Below are 23905 nucleotides of genomic sequence, written 5' to 3'. Positions count from 1 at the left end.
TGCGTGGCGTCCCGTTGCGAGCAGCCCCCATCCCGACCTTCCCCCGGAAGGGGAAGGAGCAAGACGGGCATCTGCTTCCAGATAGATCGGAGCTCACCATGGCACAGATCGGCAAGGCACCCTGCGACAACGCATTGATCCTGCATGGCGCCAAGACGCAGGAGGGCGCCTGTCCCGACGCGTCCAAGCCCTGGGTGCTGGCCGCGGCCATCGTGGGGTCGAGCATGGCCTTCATCGACGGCACGGTGGTCAACGTGGCGCTGCCGGCCATCCAGGCCGATTTGCGGGCCACGGCATTCCAGGCGCAGTGGGTGGTCGAGTCCTATGCCTTGCTGCTGGCGGCGCTGCTGCTGGTGGGCGGCGCGCTCGGCGACCACTTCGGGCGGCGCCGCATCTTTGCGATCGGCGTGGGCATCTTCGCCCTTGCTTCCGTGGCCTGCGGGCTCTCGGGCAGCGTGCATCAGCTGATTGCCGCGCGCGCGGTGCAGGGCATTGGCGCGGCCTTGCTGGTGCCCGGCAGCCTCGCGCTCATCAGCGCCGCATTTCCCGAGAAGGAGCGCGGCAAGGCCATCGGCGTCTGGTCGGGCTTCAGCGGCATCACGGCGGCCGCGGGGCCGGTGCTCGGCGGCTTCCTGGTCGATCACTTCTCGTGGGCCTGGGCCTTCCTCATCAACGTGCCGATGGCGCTGCTGGTGCTGTGGATCGCATGGCGCCACGTGCCCGAGAGCCGCGGCTCGTCGGCCAGCGGCGGGCTCGATCTCGTGGGCGCGCTGCTGGCCACGGCCGGCCTCGGCGGCATCGTCTATGCATTCATCGAGGCGCCCACGCAGCACTGGCGTTCGCCCGCGGTGCTGGCGGCGCTGGGCATCGGCATCGCCGCCAGTGCGGGCTTCATTGCCGTGGAGCGCCGTGCGCGCACGCCGATGCTGCCGCTCGCGCTGCTGCGCATCGGCAACTTCAGCGGCGCCAACCTGCTGACCCTGCTGCTGTATGCGGCGCTCGGCGGCGGGCTGTATTTCTTTCCGCTCAACCTGATCCAGGTGCAGGGCTACTCGGCCACGGTGGCGGGCGCGGCGCTGCTGCCGTTCATCCTCATCATGTTCGCGCTCTCGGGCTGGGCCGGGCAGCTGGTCGACCGCTTCGGCCCGCGGCTGCCGCTGGTGATCGGCCCCGCGATTGCCGCGGCGGGCTTCGCACTGTTCGCGGTGCCCGGCGTGGAAGCGAGCTACTGGCGCGGCTTCTTTCCCGCGGTGGTGGTGCTGGGCTTCGGCATGACCGTGACCGTGGCGCCGCTCACCACCACCGTGATGAACGCGGTGGGGCCGGAGCAGGCCGGCGTGGCCTCGGGCGTCAACAACGCGGTGTCGCGTGCGGCCGCGGTGCTGGCCATTGCGGTGTTCGGCGTGATCATGGCCTGGGCTTTCGACGGCGCGCTGGTTGACAACCTGCGCGGCATCGGCGCATCGCCCGAGGCGACGGCATTTCTCGAAAGCGAGCGCAGCAAGCTGGCCGGCGCCGCGCTGCCGCCGGGCGTCGATGCGGCCACCGCCGCGGCCCTGAAGAAGGCCGTGGCCGAATCCTTCGTCGCGGGCTTTCGCTGGGTGATGCTGCTGAGCGCGGGCCTGGCCGTGCTCAGTGCCTTGAGCGCCTGGCTGATGATCGGCGGCGGGGCGGCGAAGGACCACGGCAGCGGCGGCTGAAAAAAGGGCCGCGCTGCGCCCGGTGCCGTGATGGCTATTGCCGGGGCATCAGTTCGTAGAAGTCGAACCCGTTGCTGCGCCCGCCAAGGCACACCGCCAGGGTGTCCTCGATCTTTCGCCATTGCGCGAGCCGGTTGCGCCACTTGCGCACGCTGTGCCCCTCGTCGGGAAAGCTCATGTACTCGACCGGCCGGCCGAGCTTCTGGAGCGTGGCCACCACGTCGTCCGAGTCCTGCCGCAGCACGCGTACGTCGTTTGCACCATGAATCACCAGCAACGGCGCGGTGATGCGGTCGATCTGCGAGATGGGCGAGTCCTGCAGCATGCGTGCGCGTTCCTCCGGTTTGTTCACGTCGCCGTAGAAGAGTGCGAAGTAGTGGCGGTTGCGCCAGAAGGGCGGCCAGTTCTCGATCACGCGGGGCCAGTTGGCGACGCCCACCACGTCGATGCCGCACCGGTAGTCGTGCGGCTTCTGGATCAATTGGGCGAGCACCGAGAACCCGCCGAAGCTGCCGCCGAGCACGGCCATGCGCTTGGGGTCGGCCACGCCCTGGTCGATGGCCCATTGCACGGCCTCGGCAATGTCGCGCTGAAGCCGGCCGCTGGTTTCGCGCGCGCCCGCCATCATGAAGGCGCGCCCGTAGCCGCCGGAGCCGCGGTAGTTCACGTTGAGCACGGCATAGCCTCGGTTCGCCAGCATCTGCGTGGGTGTAAAGCCGGCAGATTGCCATGAGTCGCGGCTCCAGGGGCCGCCGTGGATGTCGACCACCAGCGGCGCGGGCCCTTTTACCCCGAGCGGCCGCACGAGATAGCCATGCACGATGAGACCATCCGATGCCTTGAAGGAGAAGGGTTCCATGGGCGAGAAGAGGTCGGCCGTCGGCTCGCGCGGCGGCGTGAGGCGCGTGAGCTGACCGCTCGTGCGGTCCAGCAGCAGTTCGACGCGTTCGTTCTCGGTGGTCGAGCGCAGCACGATGCGGCGCACGTCGTTGGCCATGCTCGCGGGCCGCGTGATGACGGGTTCGGCCTCCAGCCAGCCGCGCTCCCGGGCCGTCTTCACGGCGCCGGCCACTTCGCCGGCCAGTGCGGTGTCGAGGTAGGAGATGCGGGGACGGCCGGGTTCGGAAACATACGCCAGCGGCGCTCCCTGCTGCGGCGGGAACACGCCGTAGTCAAGGTCGACCTCGGCATCTTCCGCGAGCAGCTTCTCCGTGCCGTTGGCAAGATCGACCTCGACCAGCGCAAGCTTGTCGCGCCCCACATTCGTCAATGCCCAGAGCCGCCCCGCGGCGAGATCGATGCGCTGCGGCCAAAAGGAATCGAATGCCTTCACCGTCCGGAAGGCGCGCCAGCTGCCGTCGGGTTGGCGCAGTTCCAGAAGCCGGTCGGAGCCGTCCGCGCTTCCGAGCTGCCGCATGCGGCCCGCGAGTTCGCGCCGGGTGTCGATGAACCAGGCCAGCACGCGGCTGTCGGGCTCGCTGCGCGCAATTTCGCGCACGGTGCGCGTGCGGGCATCGCCTTCGAAAAGATCCATGCTGGAGCGGTCCCGCTGATTGTTCGCGAACAGGAAGCTGGCGCTGCCCGGCGCGCCCCATCCCAGCATGGCCGAGCGCACGCCCGGCCAGGGCGTGACGGCCCAGGGCCTGGCGCCCGGAGCCTCGGTGTCGAGCACGAAGATCTGCGTGTTCTCGTCGCCCGTGAAGTCTTTGAGGTAGGCCAGGTGGCGGCTGTCGGGCAGCCACATGTAGGTTGGCCCGGACACGAAGGGCCGCGCGAGCGTGCCGGTCGCAAAGGTGCGGGTGCTGGGGCTTTTGACCTCGGCCGCATCGGAGGTCTTGCGCACGCCAAGTCCCACATCGGTGCCGACCGCCTGCACCCATGCAAGCTGTTGTCCATCGGGCGAGAGAACGTGGCCGTTGACCGCATCGATGTTCGCCACGAAACGCCGCATCGGCACGAGCGGCGGGAGCGTGTTGTCCTGCCGCGCCGACACCAGCGCGGGGTGCGTGGGGCCGGTGGCGCAGCCGGCAAGCAGTGCCGCGGCGCTGCACATGGCTGCAAGAGCGGCGTACCAACCGCTGGGGGTCCTGGTGTTTCTCATGCTTTGGGGTCCCTCGTGAATGTTCTGGCGTGCGGCCTTGTCCGCGCCTGGATTCTGCGGGCCGCAACCTTTGGCTTTGCCAAAGGTTCGCTCGCGCACAATGGCCGGGTGCACATCCTGCTGATCGAAGACGACCTTGAACTTGGCCGCGCCCTGCAGGCCGCGCTCAAGGTCGACGGCCTGAGCAGCGAATGGCGCCGGCGGGCGGCGGATGCGCCACGCGAACTGGACGGGAGCGCATTCGACTGCGTGCTGCTCGACCTGTCGCTGCCCGACGGCAATGGCCTTGAGCTGCTCGCACGCTGGCGGCGCGGGGGCAGCAGCCTCCCCGTCATCGTGATCACCGCCCGTTCGGCGGTGGAAGACAGGCTGGCCGGGCTCGACGGAGGCGCGGACGATTTCGTGGTCAAGCCCTTCGCCACCGCCGAGCTGATTTCGCGCATTCGCGCCGTGCTGCGCCGCTCGGCGCGGCAGGCCAGCGAGGTGTGGACCCTGGGCACGCTGTCCATCGAACCGCGCCGGCACGTGGCGTCGCTGAACGGCGAGCCGCTGGAACTGTCGCCGCGCGAGTTCCGGCTGCTGCTCGAGTTGGCGCGCGAGCTGGGCGCGGTGGTCGCCAAGGGCGTGCTCGCGCAAAAGCTGGAGCCCCTGGGCGAACCGGTGGATTTCGCCGCGGTGGAGGTGCATGTGTCCAACCTGCGGCGCAAGATCGGCGGTGCCATGGTGCACACCGTGCGCGGCGTGGGCTACATGCTCGTGCCATGAGCAGGCTGTGGCGCCCCTCGCTCGTGCAGCGTGTGTTTCTTGCGGTGCTGCTGGCCTTCGTCTTCGTGCTGCTGGCATTGCAGGCGTACATGTATATCAACTTCCGGCAGTCGTTGACCGTCGACCAGGGGTTGAGCCGGCTCGGCAGGTCGTTGACGCAGGCGATCTCGCAGCTCGATGACGAAGCGCGCGCGCGCGCCGTGATCGCCTCGGCCGAAACGATCTACAAGAGCATGCGGATCAGCGGCAACCCGGCGGGGACGCTCCGGTTCCAGCTGTCGGAACGCGGCGGAAAGCTGATTCATTCGTCGCCGGAACTGCGCAGCGAGATCCTGGCCGGGCCCTTGCGAAAGGTGGCAACGCAGCACATCGATGGCGAGCCGTACTGGGTGTACCAGGACGAAACGCCGCGCTGGTCGCTGCGCATTGCAGAGCCTGAGCGCACCTTCGTCAAGGTGCTGCCCAACAACACGCGCAGCGTGCTGCCCTATCTGCTGCTCGCCTTTCCCATCGTGCTGCTGCCGGTCTGGTTTGCGGTGAAGCACGGCTTGCGGCCGTTGCGCCGCCTGGCCGACGGCATCGGGCATCGAAAGGCATCCGACCTCTCGCCGCTGGGCGTCGATCCGCCCTATGCGGAACTCAGGCCGCTGACATCCGCAATCGAACGCATGCTGCAGCAGCTGCGCGACAAGGTGGCGCGCGAGCGCGCGTTCGTGCACGACGCCGCGCACGAACTGCGAACGCCGATGGCGGTCATTGCGGCTCAGGCGCATGCGCTGGCGGGCGCGGACAGCAGCGAGAGCCGCGGCCGTGCCCAGGCTCATCTGGAGCAGGCGATCGCGCGGGCCTCGCACCTGACGCAGCAGCTGCTCGATCTTGCGCTGCTGGACGATGCCCAGCCCGCGGTGCCGAAACGCGTCGACGTTGCGCAGCTGGCCCGCGAGGTCCTCGCACAGGCGGCGCCGCGGGCCATGGCGCGCGGCGTCGAGCTGACATTCGATGCGCCGGACAGCCTGAACGCGCCCATCGACGTGCCGGCGTTCCAGTCGATATTGGAGAACCTGCTCAACAACGCGGTCCAGTATGTGCACGGCGGTGCACACGTGACCGTGACGCTTCGCACCGAAGACCCGGCAGGCTTGGTGCTCACGGTGGCCGACGACGGCCCCGGTATTCCGGCGGCCGAGCATGAGCAGGTGTTCGAGCGCTTCTATCGCGGATCGGGACACGAAGCGAGCGGTTCGGGCCTGGGCCTTGCCATCGTCAGGCAGGCTGCCGGCCGCATGGGGGGCAGGGTGGAAGTGACCGAGGGCCTTTTGAACCAGGGCGTGGGATTCCGCGTCGTACTGCCGGCGAGCCCGAAGGGTTGACAAGCACCTCGCATCACCTGGATACTGAACCTTCAGGTTCATTATCAAGACCCAGGAGATTCCCATGCAGAAGATCATTCCCTGCCTCTGGTTCGACGGCAACGGCGAAGACGCGCTCAAGTTCTACAGTTCGATCTTTCCGAACTCGCGCGTCACCGACCGGCTGTTCTGGGGCGACACCAATCCGAGCCTCAAGGGTTCGTTGCTGACCGCCACCTTCGAGCTCGACGGGCAGTCGTTCATGGTGCTCAACGGCGGGCCGGAGTACAAGTTCACGCCGGCCATCTCGATGCTCGTGCAGTGCGAAACACAGGCCGAAGTGGACCACTACTGGGACAGGCTGCTCGAGGGCGGCGGCCAGCCGGTGCAGTGCGGCTGGCTCACCGACCGCTACGGCGTGTCGTGGCAGGTCGTGCCCATGGCGATGATCCGGATGTTCCAGGACAAGGATTCGGCCAAGGCCGCGCGCGCGATGCGGGCGATGATGAAGATGATCAAGCTCGACCTCGCCGCCGCGCAGAAGGCCTTCGACGGCGAGTGAGCAAGCGCCGGCCCCGCGGCCCTACACCAGCCGGCGGATCGCCTTCTTGCGCCACACCAGCCGGTAGTAGGCCGTCTGCAGCAGCAGCATCGCGCCGAAGGTCACGGGGTAGGCCCACCAGATGCCGTTGAGCCCGATGCGGTGGCTCATGAACCAGGCCACGGGCACCTCGATGCCGATCAGGCACAGGATCGAGATGGCCGTGGGCACCAGCACCGAGCCGCTGGCGCGCATGATCCCCGAGATGGCCGAGGCCATGCCGAAGATCACCAGGCTCCACAGCATGATGTGCAAGAGCGTCTGCGCGATCTCGATCACCGGCGCGCTGGTGATGAAGAAGCCCATGAGGTGGCGCGAGAACAGGTAGCCCAGCAGCACCAGGCCGCCCGTGAGCACCAGGTTCATCAGCAGCGCGGTCTTGGCGATGGCGCCCAGCCGGTCGGCCCGGCCCGCGCCGATGGCCTGCGCGCCAAGAATGGACGCCGTGATGGCGATCGAGATGGCCGGGAACTGCACGTAGGCCACCACCTGGTTCACCGCGCCGTAGGCCGCGGTCGCGCTGGAGCCATAGCTGTTGACCAGCGAGAGCAGCGCCACCTCGGCCAGCGCCACCACGATCATCTGCACGCCTGTGGGTATGCCCACCTTCAGCACGGCCTTCAGCAGCTTGGGGTCGATGCGCAGGTGGCGGATGAACTCCGCATCGGGCGCCAGCGGGCTGCCGCGGCGGCGCAGGCGCCAGCCCAGCCACAGCGTGGCAAGCACGAAGGCCAGCACCGAGGCCCAGGCGGCGCTCGCAACGCCCAGCTGCGGCAGGCCGCCCCAGCCGCGGATCAGCGCGGGCGTGACGACGAGGCCGGTGCCGGTGGAGATCAGCAGCGTGAGCAGCGGCGTGACCGTGTCGCCGACGCCGCGCAGCATCGCGGTGGACAGCAGGAACACGAACAGCCCCGGCATCGCGATCAGCATGATGCGCGCATAGCGCGTGGAGTCGGCCAGCACGTCGGGCGGCGTGCCCAGGAAGGACAAGAGCGGCGTCGTGAAGGCGCCGCCGAACACGGCCACCGCCAGCCCGAGCAGGATGCCCACCGACAGCGCGGTGCCCGCGATGGCCTTGGCCTTGGCGGCATCGCGCGCGCCCCAGGCCTGGCCGATCAGCACCGAGGCGCCGGCGCCCAGACCGATGACGAAGGCGATGAAGAAGAACATCACCGGAAAGAAGCTCGACACGGCCGCCAGCGCGCCAACGCCGATCATCTGGCCGATGTAGATGTTGTTGATGGTGCCCGACATCGACTGCAGGATGTTGCTGAGCAGCATCGGCGCCAGGAAGAAAAGGAAGGTCTTCCACAGCGCGCGCGGCGCGCCCACGGGCGCCACGGGAGTTCCGTGCAGGCCGCTCTGGCCGGTGGCTGCGTTTTCAGGACTTGCTCTCATGCGGTGGTGCTCCAGCCGGCGGCAGACAATTTTTGAAGGTGGATGCGCAGGTCCGCGGGCCAGGAGCCGATCAGCGCCTCGAAGCGTTCGCGTTCGTCCGCGAACAGCGCGCGCGTGGCTTCCTCGAAGCCGGGCAGGGCGCCGGCGATCGCGGTCATGAAGCGGTAGGCGGCTTCGCGCGATGCGCGCACGGCGTCGCGGTCGGCGTTGACGCGGCTCGCTTCCTGGACCAGCCGCCGCAGTGCGACCGAGGCGCCGCCGGGCTGGCGGTTGAGCCAGTCCCAGTGGCGCGGCAGCAGGGTGACTTCGCGCGCGACCACGCCGAGCTTGGGGCGGCCCACGCCGCGCGGGGCTTCCTCGGCGGTCTCGGCGCTGGCCGCATGCGCCACGGCGCCGGCCCGGTTGTGCACGTCGAAGTCGAGCAGTTCACCGGTCTGTTCGTTGAACACCAGGTAGGGCGTGTCGTCCCTGCGCTCGCGCAATTGCGCGAGCACGTCGGCGGTGCTTCCCTGGGCGATGCATTTGAAGTCGGCAAAAACTATCAGGTTGCCGGGTGGCGTGTCGGATGGCATGTCGGGTTTCTTCGGTCGTAGCGCGTGTCGTCGCGGCAAAGCGCAAGGAGCGCAGCGTTGATTTGCGGCAGGCTTTGCGGAGACAGCGATTTCACCGCATCGGCGCAGATCGCGTCGGCGGTCGTAACGGCAGCTTGCATCAATTTTCTGCCGCCGGGGCGGATGGCTGCGTGGCGGCCGCTTCCATTCGCGCCGGCCGTGCGTTCGGCGAGGCCCGTTTTTTCGAGCAGGACCATTTTGCGAATCAACGCCGAGACCGGCAACCCGAGGGATCGCGCAAGCTCGGCCGTGGGCATGCGGCCGCCTTCGGCGCCCAGCAGCCGATGAAGCAGCGTGAAGTCTTCGTAGTCCAGGCCATGGAAAGCGCCCAGATGCTCCTGGAGCTTCAGGTTCAGGCTGGCGTGGGCGCGGCCGATGTTGAGGCACAGGTCCAGCGGATCGATGCTCATGGTGCGTCGTAGCCCCGGTCGCCGTGGCATTGAAGCTCCTCGCGCCAGAGCACAAGGAGTTTTTCGAGTTCCGCGGCGCGGTCGAAGGCCGGGTCGTCGCGCTCCTTGACGCGGTCGATCACCTCGAAGCTGAAGTTGGCCGCACCATGCGCAGCCCAGTCGCGCACCAGTGCCTTGTTGCGATGCGAGCGCAGGCCGAGTTCGAAGCGGGCGCGGTTCATCGCTCCCTCCACATCGAGACTGCCGGCCACGTAGAGGCGGCCGCTGAGCGTATTGCGGATGGCGAAGACGCCCGCGGGGCGGACCGTTTCCTTGTATTTCCTGGCGAGGGCGCGCCTCGTCTCCTGGGGCATGTTCATGCGCCATATATTATCCGGGTAAAACTAAAAATACAATATACCCGGGTAAAAATAAGAAGTCACCCCCCGCGCAGTCGCCGCCATCCGCGTGCGAGCCGGCGGTTGAGGGCTCGCACCACGCGCCATGGCCGGCTCTCGCGGACGAGCGTCAGTACATGGTCCTTCCAGGCTTTCCAGCGCGGATACCAGCGGGCGAACAGCGGAATGCGCATGAGCGCGGGCTCGACCAGCTGGAAGATGCGCGCCACGAAGGCGGTGCCGATCAGCTTGGCGGCGACAAGCACCGTCACGCCGCTTGCGGCATGGCCGCGGCCGAACAGGAAGAGCGCGAGCACCTTGACCGGCAGCAGCAGGAGCACCGGCAGCAGGAACGCGAGCAGCGCGCCCCACGGCGGCAGTTCGCGCAGCCGATTTTCGAGCCGCGCCCAGAGCGGCAGCCGCGCGAGGCGGCGCACCAGCGCGGCGAGCGGCTCCCAGCCCCATTCTTCGAACAGCAGGATGGGAACGAGCAGCGCCGCGGCAAGGGCGCGCAGGAGGCGGATGAAGAAGCGCATGGCCACGGCATTGTGACCGCGGGCCGATGCGCGCTGGCTCAGGGCTGGTCGGCCAGTGTCTTGTGCACGCCGAGTTCGCGCAACGCACGCAGCTGCGTGGCCAGGGCCGAGACGAAGCGCGGATTGCTCCCCAGGTCGTTGTCGAACACCGGCGCGAAGGCCGCGAACACGGCCACGCGCGCTTCGTCGGCCTGTGCCGGCGCGGACGCGGCCGCCGCGCGTTCGGCCGCAGCGCAGTGTTCGGCCAGCGCATCGGCGAGCGGGTCCTGGATCTCGTGGCGGCGGCCCAGTTCGTCGATGCCGCGCAGGTAGTGCAGCCAGGCCGCGACGGCGAGTGCAAGACGGTCGATCGGAGCACCCGCGGCCAGGCGGTCGCGCACCGTGCCCAGAAGGCGCTGCGGCAGCTTCTGCGAGCCGTCCATTGCGATCTGCGCGGTGCGGTGCGCGAGCGCCGGGTTGGCGAAGCGTTCGAGCAGGCGCCGGCGGTAGGCATCGAGGTCGAGGCCGGGCAGCGCCGGCAGCGTGGGCGCAATCTCCTCGCGCATCAGGCGGTCGAGGTAGCGGTGCAGGGCCGGCGTGGCGACGGCGCGGTCCACGGTGTCGAGCCCTGCCATCGCGCCCAGGTACGCAAGCGCCGAATGCGCGCCGTTGACCATGCGCAGCTTGAGCGTCTCGAAGGGCCGCGCGTCGGGCACGAAGCGGGCGCCGCCGGCATCCCATGCCGGGCGGCCGGCCGCGAAATCGTCTTCCACCACCCATTCGAGAAAACGTTCGCCGACCACCGGCCAGGCGTCCTCCAGCCCGAGCGCGGCGTTGACCTGCGCGCGGTCGGCGTCGGTGGTGCGCGGCACGATGCGGTCCACCATCGAGCAGGGAAAGCTGCAGTGCTCGGCGATCCAGCGTGCCAGCTGCGGATCGACGCGCTGCGCGAAGTCCAATACCAGGCCGCGCAGCAAATGGCCGTTGGACGGCAGGTTGTCGAGCGACAGCAGCGTGACCGGTGCGAGCCCGCGCAGCTGCCGCAGGCGCAGGCCCGAGACCACGAAGCCGAGCGTGCCGCGCGGCGCATCGGGGCGCGCGAGGTCGTGCAGCACGTCGGGATGGTCGGCGCGCAGCGCACCGGTGGCGGGGTCGTGGCAGTAGCCCTTTTCCGTCACGGTGAGGCTCACGATGCGGGTCGCGGGATGCGCGATGCGCGCGAGCACCGCCGCCGGGTCCTCGGGCGCGACCTGCACGCCGAGCAGGCAGCCGATGACCTGCAGCGACGCGCGCGGCGTGCCGGCCTCGTCCACGTCGCGCAGCGTGAGCGTGTAGAGGCCGTCCTGGGGCGCGAGCGCATCGCGCGTGTCGGGGCTGCGCAGCGACACGCCCGCAATGCCCCAGCGCAAGTCGCCGCTCGCATGCAGTGCGGCTTCGTTGACGGCGGCCAGGTGCCCGCGCTGGAACGCGCCGACGCCGAGGTGGACGATGCCGGCCTCGAGCGTGGCGCGGTCGTAGGCGGGGCGTGACACCGCGGGCGGCAGCGCGGCCAGCATCTCGGCATTCAGCCTGGTCATGGCGCTCACCAGTTCCACAGCGTGCCGTCGTGCTGCAGGCGGTTCACCGGCAGGTAGGCGCGCTTGTAGGGGTACTTCGCGGCCAGCGCCTCGTCGATTTCCACGCCGTGGCCGGGCACGTCGCCGGGGTAGAGCATGCCCTGGTCGAAGGTGTAGGCGTGCGGGAACACGGCGTCGGTCTCTTCGGTGTGGCGCATGTATTCCTGGATGCCGAAGTTCGGCACCCACAGGTCGAAGTGCAGCGCCGCCCCCATGCACACCGGCGACAGGTCGGTGGCGCCGTGGCAGCCGGTGCGCACCTGGTAGAGCGAGGCCAGGTCGGCAATGCGGCGCAGGTGCGTGATGCCGCCGGCGTGGACCACGGTGGCGCGCACGTAGTCGATCAGCTGGTTCTCGATGAGCGCCTTGCAGTCCCAGATGGAGTTGAAGATCTCGCCCACCGCCAGCGGCGTGGTGGTGTGCTGGCGGATCAGGCGGAAGGCGTCCTGGTTCTCGGCCGGCGTCGCGTCTTCCATCCAGAAAAGGTTGTAGGGCTCCAGCGCCTTGCCCAGGCGCCCGGCCTCGATCGGCGTGAGGCGGTGGTGCACGTCGTGCAGCAGGTGGTGCTCGAAGCCCAGCTTCTCGCGGATGCGCTCGAACAGCTTGGGCGTGTGGCGCAGGTACTTCTCGGTGGACCAGTCGTGCTCGGAGGGCAGGTCGGCATCGGCCGGTTCGTAGAAGAGAGTGCCCTTGCCCACGCCGTAGACCTTCTCCAGCCCCGGCACGCCGCTTTGCGCGCGGATGGCCTTGTAGCCGGCGTCCGCATAGCGCAGCACCTCGTCCACCGTGTGCTCGATGTCGCTGCCGTTGGCATGGCCGTAGACCATCACGCCGGTGCGGCTCTTGCCGCCCAGCAGCTGGTACAGCGGCAGGCCGGCGGCCTTGGCCTTGATGTCCCACAAGGCGGTGTCCACGGCGGCGATGGCGGTCATGGTGACCGGGCCGCGGCGCCAGTAGGCGCCCTTGTAGAGGTACTGCCAGATGTCCTCGATCTGGTGGGCGTCGCGGCCGATCAGGCAGGGGATGACATGCTCGGTGAGGTAGGCGGCCACGGAGAGTTCGCGCCCGTTGAGCGTGGCGTCGCCGATGCCGGTCAGGCCCTCGTCGGTTTCGATCTTGAGGGTGACGAAGTTGCGGCCGGGGCTGCAGACGATGACGCGGGCGTTGGTGATTTTCATGGTTGAAGCAAGAGAGATGGCGGGGGCGGCAGCAGCGTTCGTGCGTCGTCAGCCGTTCCAGCCGAGGTGGCCGAGGAAGTCGCGCGTGCGCTCCACGGTGGGGTGCTCGAAGATCTGTGCCGGCGGGCCCTGCTCGATGATGGCGCCGGACTCGAACACCACCACCCAGTCGGCCACGCGCCGCGCAAAGCCCATTTCATGCGTGACCACGATCATGGTCATGCCCTCCTGCGCGAGCTTCTGCATCACGCTGAGCACTTCGCCCACGGTCTCGGGGTCGAGCGCGGAGGTGGGCTCGTCGAACAGCATCACCTCGGGTTCCATGGCCAGGGCGCGCGCGATGGCCACGCGCTGCTGCTGGCCGCCCGAGAGATTGGCCGGAAAGTTGCCGGCCTTGGCCGACAGGCCGACCTTCTCGAGCAGCGCCATGGCGCGCGCCTTGGCCTCGGCCTCGCGCATGCCCAGCACGGTGATCGGGCCCATGGCCACGTTGTCGAGCGCCGACTTGTGCGGAAACAGCTCGAAGCTCTGGAACACCATGCCCATGCGCTGGCGCACCTTGCGCACCGCCGATTCCTGCGCGGGCAGCGGCACGCCGTCGATCAGCACGCGCCCGCCGTTGATGGTTTCCAGCGCGTTGGTACAGCGCAGCAGGGTCGACTTGCCCGAGCCCGAAGGGCCGATCAGGCACATCACCTCGCCCTTGTGGACCTGCAGCGAGACGCCATCGAGCGCCACGAAGTCGCCATAGAGCTTGCGCACCTCTTCGTAGACCAGCACCGGCGGCTGGTCGGCGTTCTTGCGCGCCGGGGCGCGGGCAATGTCGTTGATCATTCCTTGACTCCATATTTGCGGTGGATCCAGTCCACCAGCTTGGCTTGCGGGTAGCCCATCAGCCAGTAGAGGACGGCCATGGCGGTGAGCATTTCCAGCACGCGGGAGGTCTGCGCGCGGATCTGCATCGCCGTGTAGGCCAGTTCGCTCACGGCGATGACGGACACCAGCGAGGTGTCCTTGAAGAGCGAGACCCAGGTGCTCGCGATCACCGGCAGGATGCGGCGGCCCGCCTGCGGAATGACTACCTTGAACATGGCCTGGCGGCGCGACATGCCCATGGCAAGCGCCGCCTCCAGCTGCCCCTTGCGGATGGAGTTGATGCCGGCGCGGAAGGTCTCGGCGTTGTAGGCCGAGATGTTGAGCACCAGCGCCACCAGCGCGGTGACGAGCGGCGACAGCTGGAAGTCCACCGCCATCGGCATCACGTAGAAGACCCAGTAGATCACCAGGATCAGCGGCAGGTTGCGGAAGAACTCCACGAAGCCGAGCGAGGCCGACTGCAGCAGCTTGTTGGACGACAGCCGCATCAGTGCCAGCACGATGCCGCCCGGCACGGCCAGCAGCATGGTCAGCACCGTGAGGCCCACGGTGAGCGCCGCGCCTTCGAGCAAGGCCTGGCGGTGCGTCCAGATCACGGACCAGTCGAAAGTCATGGGATGGCCCTCTTCATCATGAACGCCCCAGGTGCGCGACGCGGTGGTAGAGCCGGTCGATGCCGCGCGTGACCGGGAACAGGATCGCGAAGTACGCCACCATCACCGCGGTGAACACTTCCACCGGCCGGTAGCTCTGGCCCGCCACCGTTTCGGCGCGGTGCATCAGCTCGGGCACGGCAATCACGGTGGCAATGGCCGTGTCCTTGATGGCGATGGTGAGGATCGAGCCGAAAGCCGGCAGCATGCGGATGGTGGCCTGCGGCAGCAGCACCTTGCGCAGCAGCTGCGCACGCGACATGCCCAGCGCCAATGCGGCGCGCGTCTGGCCCGGCCGGATCGACTCGATGCCCGCGCGGATCACCTCGGCCGCATAGGCCGCGATGTGCAGCGTCAGCGCGATCACCGCGGCCCAGAACGGCGCGAAGGTGAAGCCCACGAGCAGCGGGAACGCGAAGTACATCCACACCAGCACCACCAGCACCGGAATGGCGCGCATCGAGTCGATGTAGAACACGAGCAGCCGGCGCAGCCAGCCGGGGCCGTACAGCCGCAGCAGCGCGATCGCCAGGCCCGCGAGGATGCTGGTGACTGCGCTGATCAGGCTCAGCGCGACCGTCACGCCCAGGCCGCTGGCGAAGAAACGCCAGTTGTCGGCAATCGGGGAAAAGTCGAATTCCATGGAAGCTCCGCGGGAGAGGGAAGGGCGGCAGGATCAAGCGACCCCGCCCTCAGAACGTGACGAGCACCTTCATCGCGCGGTGCCGGTCCGCCGCCAGCGCGAAGGCGTCGTGCACGCGTGCCACCGGCACCGCCTCGGTCAGCAGGGGCGACACGTCCAGCAGGCCGCGGCTCAGGTAGTCCACCGCCCAGGCGTATTCGTCGACGAAGCGGAAGCTGCCGACCAGGTGCAGGCTCTTGACCATGACCTGGTTGAACGGGCAGCCCTCGCTGTTGCCGCCGAGCGTGCCCACCTGCACGATGGTGCCGCGCGGGCGCGTCGACCGGATGCAATTGGCCAGGCCGCCGTAGTGGCCCGAAACCTCGAAGCACGCATCGACCTGGCCCTTGTCCGCGGCCAATGCCTGCAGCGCATCGGGCTGCGTGGCCGCGTTGATGGTGCGCGTCGCGCCGACGCGGGTGCAGGCCGCGAGCGTCTCGTCGACGATGTCCACCGCAATCAGCTGGCTCGCGCCCGCGAGCTTCGCGGCCATGAGGATCAGTGCGCCGATCGGCCCCGCGCCCACCACCATCACCGTCTTGCCGAGCAGCGAGCCGGCCTCCTGCACCGCATGCAGCGCCACCGCCAGCGGCTCGCCGAAGGCGGCCAGCTCGAACGACAGCGTGTCGGGCACGATGAGGCACTGCGTGGCCTCCACCACCACCTGCTCGCGCATCGCGCCCTGCATGTGGGGCCAGCGGCTCGCGCTGCCGAAGAAGTGCACGTTCTCGCAGTGGTTGGAGGCGCCCGCGCGGCAGAAGCGGCAGACGCCGCAGGTGCGCGACGGGTTGAGGGCCACGCGGTCGCCCGGCTTCACCGAGCTCACCTGCGCGCCCACTTCGATGACCTGGCCCGAGGCCTCGTGCCCCGGCGTCAGCGGCGCGCGGATGACGAAGTCGCCGACGCGGCCGTGGCGGTAGTAGTGCAGGTCGGAGCCGCAGATGCCCACCGCCTTGACGGCCACGCGCACCTGGGTGGGCGCCAGCGGTTCGGCCGGGCGTTCGGCAAGGCGCAGGTCGAGCGCGCCGTGGATTTCGCAGTTCAGCATGGTGTTGTTACTTCAGGTTCTGCGTCATGCGGCGCTCTTCTTCGCTGAGCGCGGGCTGCATGCGCTGGGCCACGGCGCGCAGCCAGTCGAGGTACACCTGCTGGTCCTTCGCCACGCCCATGCCGGTCTGGATCTGGAAGATCTTGCTGTCCTGGCAGTCGTTCTCCTTGGGGAACACGGCAAGGCCCTTGACCTTCTTGCTGATGTTGGGCCACAGCATGCGGTTGAGCGGCGCCACGTCGGAGCGGCCGGCCAGCACCTCTTCGATGGGCGCGACCGAACCGGAGTTGGCCACGCCGCGCAGCTTGGCCTTCGCGAACTGCTGGCGCACCAGCGGCTCCTCGCCCGCGCCCGAGAAATACGCCATGGTGATCTCGGGCTTGTTGAAGTCTTCCAGCGTGCGCGCGCTGGTGAACTTCGGGTTGTCGGCGCGGCCGAACATGCACACGCCGGTGCTCGAGAAGGTGACGAAGTCGATGATCTTGGCGCGCTCCGCGGTCTCGTTCAGCGGCCCGATCATGATGTCCATCTGGTTGGCCGTGAGCGACGGCACCTTGGTCTCGTGGCTCACCGGCACGGGCTCCACCTTCACGCCCAGCAGCTTCGCAAACTCCTTGCCCAGCGTCCACGACGGGCCGGACCACGGCTCGCCGTCGCCCGCGGTGTTCTGTGCGAGCCAGGGCGGGTTGTTGACCACGCCCACGCGCAGCACGCCGGCCTTGCGGATGGCGTCGATGCGCGGGCTCGCGCCGGGTGGCGGCGGCGTCTGCGCCAGTGCGCCGATGCAGCTGCCGGCCAGGGCGGCCGCGAGTGCTGCGCGGGCCAGCTTGCGGCCGAGGAAAGTGCGGGGGATGTGTGGCATGAAGGTCTCCGGTTTTCTGTTGGCTTGATGTGTGACTTGCTTGCTTATTTCAGTGCGCCGATCACGCGGGCCTCGTCGGCGTCGAGCTGCGCCTTGCGGGCCTTGGCGACCTGCCGCAGCCATTCGAGGTAGGCGGGCTGGTTCTTGTCGACGGCCAGGCCGACCGGCGAGGCTTTTTCGGTGCTGCTCTGGCAGTTGTTTTCCTTCGGCAGCACCGCGAGGCCCTTGACCTTGTGCTGCAGCCCGACCCACGGCACGCGGTTGATCGGTGCCGCATCGGCGCGGCGCGCCATGATTTCTTCCACCGGCGCGGTGGCGCCGGAGCTGGCCACGGCGCGCAGCCTGGCCTTGGGGAAGCGTTCCTTGACCCAGCCTTCCTCGGCGCCGCCGGTGAAGTAGGCGATCGTCACCTCGGGCCGGTTGAGGTCGTCCACTGATGCGGCCTTGGCCAGCTTGGCGTTGTCGGCACGGCCGAACATGCACACGCTGGTGGCGGAATAGACGACGAAGTCGACCACCTTCAAGCGCTCGGGCGTTTCGCCCAGCGGGCTGATGGTCATGTCGACCTGGTTCGATGCCAGCACCGGCACCTTGGTCTCGTGCGACACCGGCACCGTGCTGAGCTTGACGTCGAGCAGGCGGGCGTACTCCTTGGCCAAGAGCCAGGCCGGGCCGCTCCAGGGCTCGCCGTTGCCGGTGGTGTTCTCGATCAGCCAAGGCGCGTTCTGCAGCACGCCGACGCGCAGTTCGCCGGCCTTGCGGATGGCGTCGATGCGCGGGCTCGCGCCGGGCGCGGGCGGTTCCTGCGCCTGGACGGCGCCGAAGCTGCCGGCGAGCAGCAGTGCGGCCAGGCCGCGGGCGAGTTTGGGCTTCATGGTTCGTGTCTCCGTCTTTTTTTGAAAGGGTCAAGCGCGCCGGGGCCGCCGCGCGCGGGGCAGGGCGCCTAGCGCCAGCTCTGGGCGAACTCGCCGATCACGCGTTCCAGGTGCGCCCGCATGGCCAGCCGCGCGGCCTCGGCATCGGCCGAGACGATCGCGGCGAAGATGCGCTGGTGGTCGTCCTGCGACTGGAGGCGAAGTGCGGGCGAATGGAAGTGCTGCTCGATCTGCGTCCAGATCGGGCCCTTGGCCTGGTCCCAGAGATTCGTCACCGTCTGCAGCAGCACGCTGTTGCCGGTGGATTCGGCAATGTGCAGGTGGTACATGCGGTCGGCCGCCTCGTTGGCTTCCTTGTCGTGCATCTGCTCGCGCATGGTGGCGAGCGCGCCGAACATCTTGTCGAGGTCGGCGTCCTTGCGCGTGGTGGCCGCCAGCGAGGCGATCTCGGACTCGATCAGGCAGCGCGCGCGCAGCAGTTCGAAGGGGCCGGCACCGGTTTCCTGCACCACCGGCAGCCGCGTGGGCGCGTCCTGCGGCTGGCAGATGTAGATGCCGGAACCGCCGCGCACCTCGACCACGCCCTGCAGTTCCAGCGCAATGATGGCCTCGCGCACCGAGGTGCGGCTGACGTCGAAGCGCTCGGCCAGCGCCCGTTCGGAGGGCAGCCGCTGGCCAACCAGAAACTCACCCTGTTTGACCAATTCATGGATATTGGCAGCCAAGCGCTGGTACGGCTTCTCCATTGGAGGTTGGCCGATTTTCGACATCGCTTCGGAGGATGGGTGAATGAGCTTGAGGGCCATGGCGGATCAAAGTGGTTAGACCACATTTTGCGTGGCATACCAATTCCGCCCATAGTGGTTTACCACTAGCGCTGGCGTTTGCGCGGTCGCCGCGGCGCTTGGGGCGGCCGCACCCTATGGCAAACTTCCGCGCTTTATCCGCAAGGCGTCCGAACGGCGTCGCCAGTTCCAGGGATCCCCTCCGACATGCAAAAAATCATTCGCCAGCTCGCCGCCGAGATCAAGGTAGGCGAGCACCAGGTGAAGGCGGCCATCGAACTGCTCGATGGCGGTGCCACGGTTCCGTTCATTGCCCGCTACCGCAAGGAAGTGACCGACGGCCTCGACGACATCCAGCTGCGCGAACTCGAGGCGCGCCTTTCGTACCTGCGCGAGCTCGAAGACCGCCGCGCCGCGGTGTTGAAGAGCATCGACGAGCAGGGCAAGCTCACGCCCGAGCTGCGCGCCGCGATCGAATTCGCGCCGACCAAGCAGGAGCTCGAGGACCTGTACCTGCCGTTCAAGCAGAAGCGCCGCACCAAGGGCCAGATCGCGCGCGAGTTCGGCATCGAGCCGCTCGCCGACAAGCTGCTGGCCGACCCCACGTTCGACCCCGCCGTGGAAGCCAAGGCCTTCCTGCAGCCCGCCACCACGCTCGACGACGGCAAGCCGGGCCCTGAATTCTCGACCGTTCCCGCCGTGCTCGACGGCGTGCGCGACATCCTTTCCGAACGCTGGGCCGAGGATGCAGCGCTGGTGCAGAGCCTGCGCGAATGGCTCTGGAACGAAGGCCTGCTCAAGTCCACGCTGATGGCCGGCAAGGACGAGAACAACGCCGATGTCGCCAAGTTCCGCGACTACTTCGACTACGACGAGCCCATCGGCCGCGTGCCTTCGCACCGCGCACTGGCGGTGTTCCGCGGCCGCGCGCTCGACATCCTCGACGCCAAGCTGGTGCTGCCGGTGGAGCCCGAGCCGGGCAAGCCCAGCGTCGCCGAAGGCCGCATCGCGCTGCACCTGGGCTGGAGCCACGCCGGCCGCGCGGCCGACGACCTGCTGCGCAAGTGCGTGGCCTGGACCTGGCGCGTGAAGCTCGCGCTTTCCACTGAGCGCGACCTGTTCACCCGCCTGCGCGAAGAGGCCGAGAAGGTGGCGATCAAGGTGTTTGCCGACAACCTGCGCGACCTGCTGCTGGCCGCACCGGCCGGCCCGCGCGTCGTGATGGGGCTGGACCCCGGCATCCGCACCGGCGTGAAGGTGGCCGTGGTCGATGCCACCGGCAAGCTGGTCGAGACCGCCACCGTGTTCCCGCACGAGCCGCGCAAGGACTGGGAAGGCTCGCTGCACACGCTCGGCAAGCTGTGCGCCAAGCACGGCGTGAACCTGATCGCGATCGGCAACGGCACCGCCAGCCGCGAGACCGACAAGCTGGCCGCCGACCTCATCAAGCTGCTGGCCAAGATGGCCGCGCAGGCCGGCGCGCCCGAGATGAAGGTCGACAAGGTGGTGGTCAGCGAGGCCGGTGCTTCCGTCTATTCGGCCAGCGAATTCGCCTCGCAGGAAATGCCCGACGTGGACGTGAGCCTGCGCGGCGCCGCCAGCATTGCGCGCCGCCTGCAGGACCCGCTGGCCGAGCTCGTGAAGATCGACCCCAAGAGCATCGGCGTGGGCCAGTACCAGCACGACGTGAACCAGAGCGAACTCGCGCGCACGCTGCAGGCCGTGGTGGAAGACTGCGTGAACTCGGTGGGCGTGGACCTCAACACCGCGAGCGTGCCGCTGCTGAGCCGCGTCTCGGGCCTGTCGGCCAGCGTGGCCAAGGCGGTGGTGCGCTGGCGGGAAGCCAACGGCGCGTTCTCCACGCGCAAGCAGCTGCTCGACGTGAGCGGCTTCGGCCCCAAGGCCTTCGAGCAGAGCGCGGGCTTTTTGCGCATCCGCGGCGGCGCCGACCCGCTCGACGTGACCGGCGTGCACCCCGAGACCTATCCGCTGGTCGAGCAGATCATCGTCAAGACCGGCAAGCCCATTGCCGAGCTGATGGGCCGCGCCGAGATGCTCAAGACCCTGAAGCCCGAGCTGTTCGCGAACGAGAAGTTCGGCGTCATCACGGTCAAGGACATCCTGGGCGAACTCGAGAAGCCCGGCCGCGACCCGCGCCCGGACTTCAAGGTGGCGCGCTTCAACGACGGCGTGGACGACATCAAGGACCTGGTCGAGGGCATGATCCTCGAAGGCACCGTGAGCAACGTGGCGCAGTTCGGCGCCTTCATCGACCTGGGCGTGCACCAGGACGGCCTGGTGCACGTGAGCCAGCTGAGCCACAAGTTCGTCAACGATGCGCGCGAGGTCGTGAAGACCGGCGACATCGTCAAGGTCAAGGTGATGGAAGTGGACGTGGCGCGCAAGCGCATCGGCCTGTCGATGAAGCTCGATGCGGCGCCCGCGCGCCGCGACGGCCCGCGCGACAACCGTTTCGAGGGCGCTGGCCGCGGCCAGCAGCAGGGCCCGCGCCGCGACAATTCGCCGCAGCCCGCGGGGCAGATGGCGAGTGCGTTTGCCAAGCTGCAGGGGTTGCGCAAGTAGTATTCATTGAGAGCGTCATCTCGTAGCGAACGGGGCGATCAAGTTGCCGAGCAAGTCAGAAACCGGGCCGAGGGAGTGAGTGCAATGAGCCGCCAGCCAGTCCCAATCACGAAGGTGCGCGTCATCGATCGTCCGAATGCCTGTCCGAGCGGGCAATCGAAAGAAGGCGCTCAACCCGAAGGCGAAGAGGCCACTGCGGCCACTCCCTCGATCAAGGAGTTGCTGCTTTTCGCGCCTGCGCGTAGCGAGCTCCTCGTTCTGCGGAGAGGTGAAGCACGCAGGCGGGGTGTTGCGCCGGATCAATGAGAGAAGTCCGGATGCCTTCTTTGCACATGGATGTCATTTCCGAGCAAAGGGTGGCATGAAAGCCCTGCGCATCTACGCCGGCCCCACCGCCCGCAAGCACATCGAACAGCACGGCCTGCGCCCGCAGGACGTGCGTACCATTCCCGGCGCGGCGGGCGGCCCCAAGGGCCTGATCCTTGGGCCGCTCGACCGCTTCATCTTCGGGCGCTGGCTCGCGCAGTCGAGCCAGCCGGTGCACCTGGTGGGCGCGTCGATCGGCGCATGGCGGCTGGCCACGGCCTGCCTCGCGGATCCGCAGAAAGCCTTTGCGCGTTTCGAGCACGACTACGTGCGCCAGCAGTTCGAAGTACCGCCGGGGCAGAAGCGCCTGAGCCCGCAGCAGCTCAGCGAGCGCTTTGCCGAAAGCCTGGCCGACTTCTACGGCGGACGCATCGGCGAGGTGCTGCACCACTCGCGCTACAAGCTCCATGTGGTGACTTCGCGCGGCCGCCACATCCTCGGGCGCGAGGGCAGGGCGCGCACGCCGGTCGGCTACCTGGGCGCCTTTGCCACCAACAGCCTGCATCGCAAGGGGCTGGGTGCATGGCTGGAGCGCTGCGTGTTTTCCACGCCTGGCGCGGCCTTGCCTTTCGGCACGAAAGATTTCCGCACGCGCCAGCACGCGCTCAGCGAAGAGAACTTCAACCTGGTGCTGCAAGCCTCGTGCTCCATTCCGTTTCTCCTGGCCGCGGTGCACGACATTCCCGGTGCACCACGCGGTGCCTATTGGGACGGCGGCATCACCGATTACCACCTGCACCTGGACTACCAGCCGGCCGACGAAGGCATCGTGCTGTACCCGCATTTCCAGCGCGCGGTGGTGCCGGGCTGGCTCGACAAGGGCCTGCGCTGGCGCCACAGGTCCACCAGCTTTCTGGACCGCATGGTGGTGCTCGCGCCCGATGCCGATTGGGTGCGCTCGCTGCCCAACGGCAAGCTGCCCGACCGCAAGGACTTCATCCACTTTGCGAACGACGCGCAGGCGCGCATCAGCGCATGGAGCCGTGCCACGCGCGAGGCCGAGCGGCTGTCGGACGAGTTCGAAGCCTGGCTCGCAACCGGCGGTCGCACGCGCGACATCCTGCCGCTCTGAACAGGCCCCGCCGGGGCAAACCCTGAGGGGTCGGCGGCGCAGCGGCTTCGAGAATGGCCGGATCATTCTTGTCCAGAGAAAGCCGCCATCCATGCCGCAGGCCCGCATTTCACGCCGCCGATTCACCCTTGCCGCCGCCGCTGCCGCTGCGACTGTTCCGATGCCCGTGCTGGCACAGAGCGCGTGGCCGAACAAGCCGATCCGCATCATCGTGCCCTACACGCCGGGCGGGTTCACGGACCAGATGGCGCGGCTGGTGCAGGTGGGCCTGCAGGCGCGGCTCGGCCAGCCGGTGCTGGTCGACAACAAGCCCGGTGCCAACAGCCTCATCGGCGTCGATGCCATTGCCAAGGCGCCGCCCGACGGCAGCACCTTCGGCGTCGTGATCGCGGCCTATGCGGCCAACACCACGCTGTACCCCAAGCTGCCCTACGACCCGCAAAAGGACCTGGCGGGCGTCTCGCTGATGGGCATCTCGCCGCTGCTGGCGGCGGTCAACATCAATGCACCGTTCAAGACCGCGCGCGAACTCATCGACTACGCGCGCGCGAACCCCGGCAAGGTGAGCTTCGGCTCGTCGGGCAACGGCTCGGCCGCGCACCTGACGACCGAGCTGTGGAAGTCGCTCACGCAGACCTACATGATCCACATTCCGTACCGCGGCGCAGTGCCCGCGCTCACGGACCTGATGGGCGGCCAGATCCAGCTGTTCTTCGATGCACCCACGGGCCTCATCAACCAGGCCAAGGCAGGCAAGGTGCGGCTCATCGGCGTGGCGGGCGACAAGCGCCTGGCCGCTGCGCCCGATGTGCCGACCTTCATCGAGCAGGGCTTCGCGGGCTTCACCGGCAGCACCTGGGCCGGCATGCTGGCGCCGGCCGGCACGCCGCGCGACATCGTCAAGCGCATGTCGGACGAGCTCGCGCGCATCATCAGGAGCGACGAGACGCGCGCCAAGCTCGACGCCATGGGCACCATTCCGGCCGGCAGCACGCCCGAGGAGTTCGATGCCTTCATCAAGGCCGAGACGGCCAAGTGGGGCAAGGTCATCCGCACGGCGGGTGTGAAGGCGGAATAAAAAAAATCAGGCCGCCAGCACCAGCACCTTGAACTGGCTCGGCACGATCCGCATGCCGACGATGTTGCCGCGGTTCTGCACCGACAGGCTGGTCATGCGCGTGCAGGGCGTGCCCTTGAGCAGCACGGTGAATGCGCCCGTGATGTGGCGCGAAGGGCCCATCACCGTCTGCGACACCACGCCCATCAGCACGCCCGCGTTGTCGCCGTTGGTGATGGGCGTGACGGTGGCCAGGTTGTGCGCCGGCGCGCCGCCGTACAGGATGTTCCAGGCGTTGGGAATGGCCGTGGGCCCGAGCGCGAAGTTCGGGTAGGGAATGGGCAGCGCCGGCGGCGTCTTGCAGACGTCGGGGAAGGCGAGATCGAGGCCCATCATCTGGCAGTTGGCGAACATGCGGTGCTCCT

At 68.4% G+C, this 23905-nt stretch carries 23 protein-coding genes; 7 read left to right on the top strand and 16 right to left on the bottom strand.

The genetic code is table 11. The features are described from left to right. Positions 1-98 precede the first annotated feature (98 nt). A complete protein-coding gene (locus AC1DSC_RS08045; protein WP_436287723.1) occupies positions 99-1700 on the top strand; it encodes an MFS transporter in 1602 nt (533 codons plus the stop codon). Between the two features lie 34 nt (positions 1701-1734). On the opposite strand, the gene AC1DSC_RS08040 is transcribed toward AC1DSC_RS08045, so the two are convergent. Next, the gene (locus AC1DSC_RS08040; RefSeq protein WP_436287722.1) at positions 1735-3801 is read right to left on the bottom strand and encodes a S9 family peptidase; all 2067 of its coding nucleotides are present in this window, start codon (positions 3799-3801) and stop codon (positions 1735-1737) included. A gap of 108 nt (positions 3802-3909) precedes the next feature. Here AC1DSC_RS08040 and AC1DSC_RS08035 point away from each other — a divergent pair, with 108 nt between their 5' ends. From AC1DSC_RS08035 to AC1DSC_RS08025, 3 genes are all read left to right on the top strand, one after another. Continuing rightward, positions 3910-4566 (top strand): response regulator, encoded by a 657-nt coding sequence (locus tag AC1DSC_RS08035; RefSeq protein WP_436288295.1) that lies wholly within the window; start codon positions 3910-3912, stop codon positions 4564-4566. Further along, positions 4563-5936, top strand: coding sequence for a sensor histidine kinase (locus AC1DSC_RS08030; RefSeq protein ID WP_018904460.1), 1374 nt, complete (start codon positions 4563-4565; stop codon positions 5934-5936). Before AC1DSC_RS08035 ends, AC1DSC_RS08030 begins: the two co-directional genes overlap by 4 nt. 64 nt (positions 5937-6000) lie before the next feature. Then, positions 6001-6477, top strand: a complete 477-nt coding sequence (locus AC1DSC_RS08025) for a VOC family protein (RefSeq protein ID WP_012747992.1) — start codon at positions 6001-6003, stop codon at positions 6475-6477. Between the two features lie 21 nt (positions 6478-6498). On the opposite strand, the gene AC1DSC_RS08020 is transcribed toward AC1DSC_RS08025, so the two are convergent. The 14 genes from AC1DSC_RS08020 to AC1DSC_RS07955 all read right to left on the bottom strand — a co-directional run bounded on the left by AC1DSC_RS08020 (position 6499) and on the right by AC1DSC_RS07955 (position 18423). Beyond that, entirely contained in the window at positions 6499-7914 is a 1416-nt protein-coding gene (locus AC1DSC_RS08020; protein WP_018904458.1) for an MATE family efflux transporter, read from the bottom strand. After that, positions 7911-8486, bottom strand: coding sequence for a DUF2239 family protein (locus AC1DSC_RS08015; RefSeq protein WP_436287721.1), 576 nt, complete (start codon positions 8484-8486; stop codon positions 7911-7913). The genes AC1DSC_RS08020 and AC1DSC_RS08015 overlap by 4 nt, the downstream gene beginning before the upstream one ends. Beyond that, a complete protein-coding gene (locus tag AC1DSC_RS08010; protein WP_027729610.1) occupies positions 8456-8935 on the bottom strand; it encodes a MarR family winged helix-turn-helix transcriptional regulator in 480 nt (159 codons plus the stop codon). The genes AC1DSC_RS08015 and AC1DSC_RS08010 overlap by 31 nt, the downstream gene beginning before the upstream one ends. Further along, on the bottom strand, positions 8932-9294 hold the full coding sequence (locus AC1DSC_RS08005; RefSeq protein ID WP_012747988.1) for a GIY-YIG nuclease family protein: 363 nt from the start codon (positions 9292-9294) through the stop codon (positions 8932-8934). Before AC1DSC_RS08005 ends, AC1DSC_RS08010 begins: the two co-directional genes overlap by 4 nt. 59 nt (positions 9295-9353) lie before the next feature. Beyond that, the gene (locus AC1DSC_RS08000) at positions 9354-9848 is read right to left on the bottom strand and encodes a hypothetical protein (protein ID WP_038107168.1); all 495 of its coding nucleotides are present in this window, start codon (positions 9846-9848) and stop codon (positions 9354-9356) included. A 38-nt stretch (positions 9849-9886) separates the two neighbouring features. Beyond that, a complete protein-coding gene (locus tag AC1DSC_RS07995; protein WP_436287720.1) occupies positions 9887-11404 on the bottom strand; it encodes a mannitol dehydrogenase family protein in 1518 nt (505 codons plus the stop codon). 5 nt (positions 11405-11409) lie between these two features. Beyond that, on the bottom strand, positions 11410-12621 hold the full coding sequence (manD, locus tag AC1DSC_RS07990) for a D-mannonate dehydratase ManD (RefSeq protein ID WP_436287719.1): 1212 nt from the start codon (positions 12619-12621) through the stop codon (positions 11410-11412). Positions 12622-12669: 48 nt separating this feature from the next. Beyond that, positions 12670-13455, bottom strand: coding sequence for an amino acid ABC transporter ATP-binding protein (locus AC1DSC_RS07985; protein WP_436287718.1), 786 nt, complete (start codon positions 13453-13455; stop codon positions 12670-12672). After that, positions 13452-14111, bottom strand: a complete 660-nt coding sequence (locus AC1DSC_RS07980; RefSeq protein WP_478131798.1) for an amino acid ABC transporter permease — start codon at positions 14109-14111, stop codon at positions 13452-13454. The genes AC1DSC_RS07985 and AC1DSC_RS07980 overlap by 4 nt, the downstream gene beginning before the upstream one ends. 16 nt (positions 14112-14127) lie before the next feature. Next, on the bottom strand, positions 14128-14793 hold the full coding sequence (locus AC1DSC_RS07975) for an amino acid ABC transporter permease (protein ID WP_012747982.1): 666 nt from the start codon (positions 14791-14793) through the stop codon (positions 14128-14130). A 49-nt stretch (positions 14794-14842) separates the two neighbouring features. Then, a complete protein-coding gene (locus AC1DSC_RS07970; protein ID WP_018904451.1) occupies positions 14843-15880 on the bottom strand; it encodes an L-idonate 5-dehydrogenase in 1038 nt (345 codons plus the stop codon). A gap of 7 nt (positions 15881-15887) precedes the next feature. Then, positions 15888-16742 (bottom strand): substrate-binding periplasmic protein, encoded by an 855-nt coding sequence (locus tag AC1DSC_RS07965; RefSeq protein WP_012747980.1) that lies wholly within the window; start codon positions 16740-16742, stop codon positions 15888-15890. A gap of 44 nt (positions 16743-16786) precedes the next feature. Beyond that, on the bottom strand, positions 16787-17617 hold the full coding sequence (locus tag AC1DSC_RS07960) for a substrate-binding periplasmic protein (protein ID WP_436287717.1): 831 nt from the start codon (positions 17615-17617) through the stop codon (positions 16787-16789). Positions 17618-17685: 68 nt separating this feature from the next. After that, positions 17686-18423 (bottom strand): FadR/GntR family transcriptional regulator, encoded by a 738-nt coding sequence (locus AC1DSC_RS07955; RefSeq protein ID WP_436287716.1) that lies wholly within the window; start codon positions 18421-18423, stop codon positions 17686-17688. Between the two features lie 186 nt (positions 18424-18609). Between AC1DSC_RS07955 and AC1DSC_RS07950 the strand changes: the two genes are divergently transcribed. From AC1DSC_RS07950 to AC1DSC_RS07940, 3 genes are all read left to right on the top strand, one after another. Then, positions 18610-20985, top strand: a complete 2376-nt coding sequence (locus AC1DSC_RS07950; RefSeq protein ID WP_436287715.1) for a Tex family protein — start codon at positions 18610-18612, stop codon at positions 20983-20985. Between the two features lie 361 nt (positions 20986-21346). Continuing rightward, positions 21347-22423: a patatin-like phospholipase family protein gene (locus AC1DSC_RS07945; RefSeq protein WP_436287714.1), complete on the top strand. Its 1077-nt coding sequence runs from the start codon at positions 21347-21349 to the stop codon at positions 22421-22423. Between the two features lie 91 nt (positions 22424-22514). Next, positions 22515-23501, top strand: a complete 987-nt coding sequence (locus tag AC1DSC_RS07940) for a tripartite tricarboxylate transporter substrate binding protein (protein ID WP_436287713.1) — start codon at positions 22515-22517, stop codon at positions 23499-23501. A 6-nt stretch (positions 23502-23507) separates the two neighbouring features. Here AC1DSC_RS07940 and AC1DSC_RS07935 read toward each other — a convergent pair whose 3' ends face one another. Next, complete coding sequence (locus AC1DSC_RS07935; protein ID WP_436287712.1) at positions 23508-23894, bottom strand: DUF4150 domain-containing protein; 387 nt, start codon at positions 23892-23894, stop codon at positions 23508-23510. Positions 23895-23905: the final 11 nt, after the last annotated feature.

The organism is Variovorax sp. 01N425 (assembly GCF_056399465.1).
The sequence above is the reverse complement of the archived record's forward strand: the minus strand, read 5'-3'. Positions and strand labels throughout refer to the sequence as shown.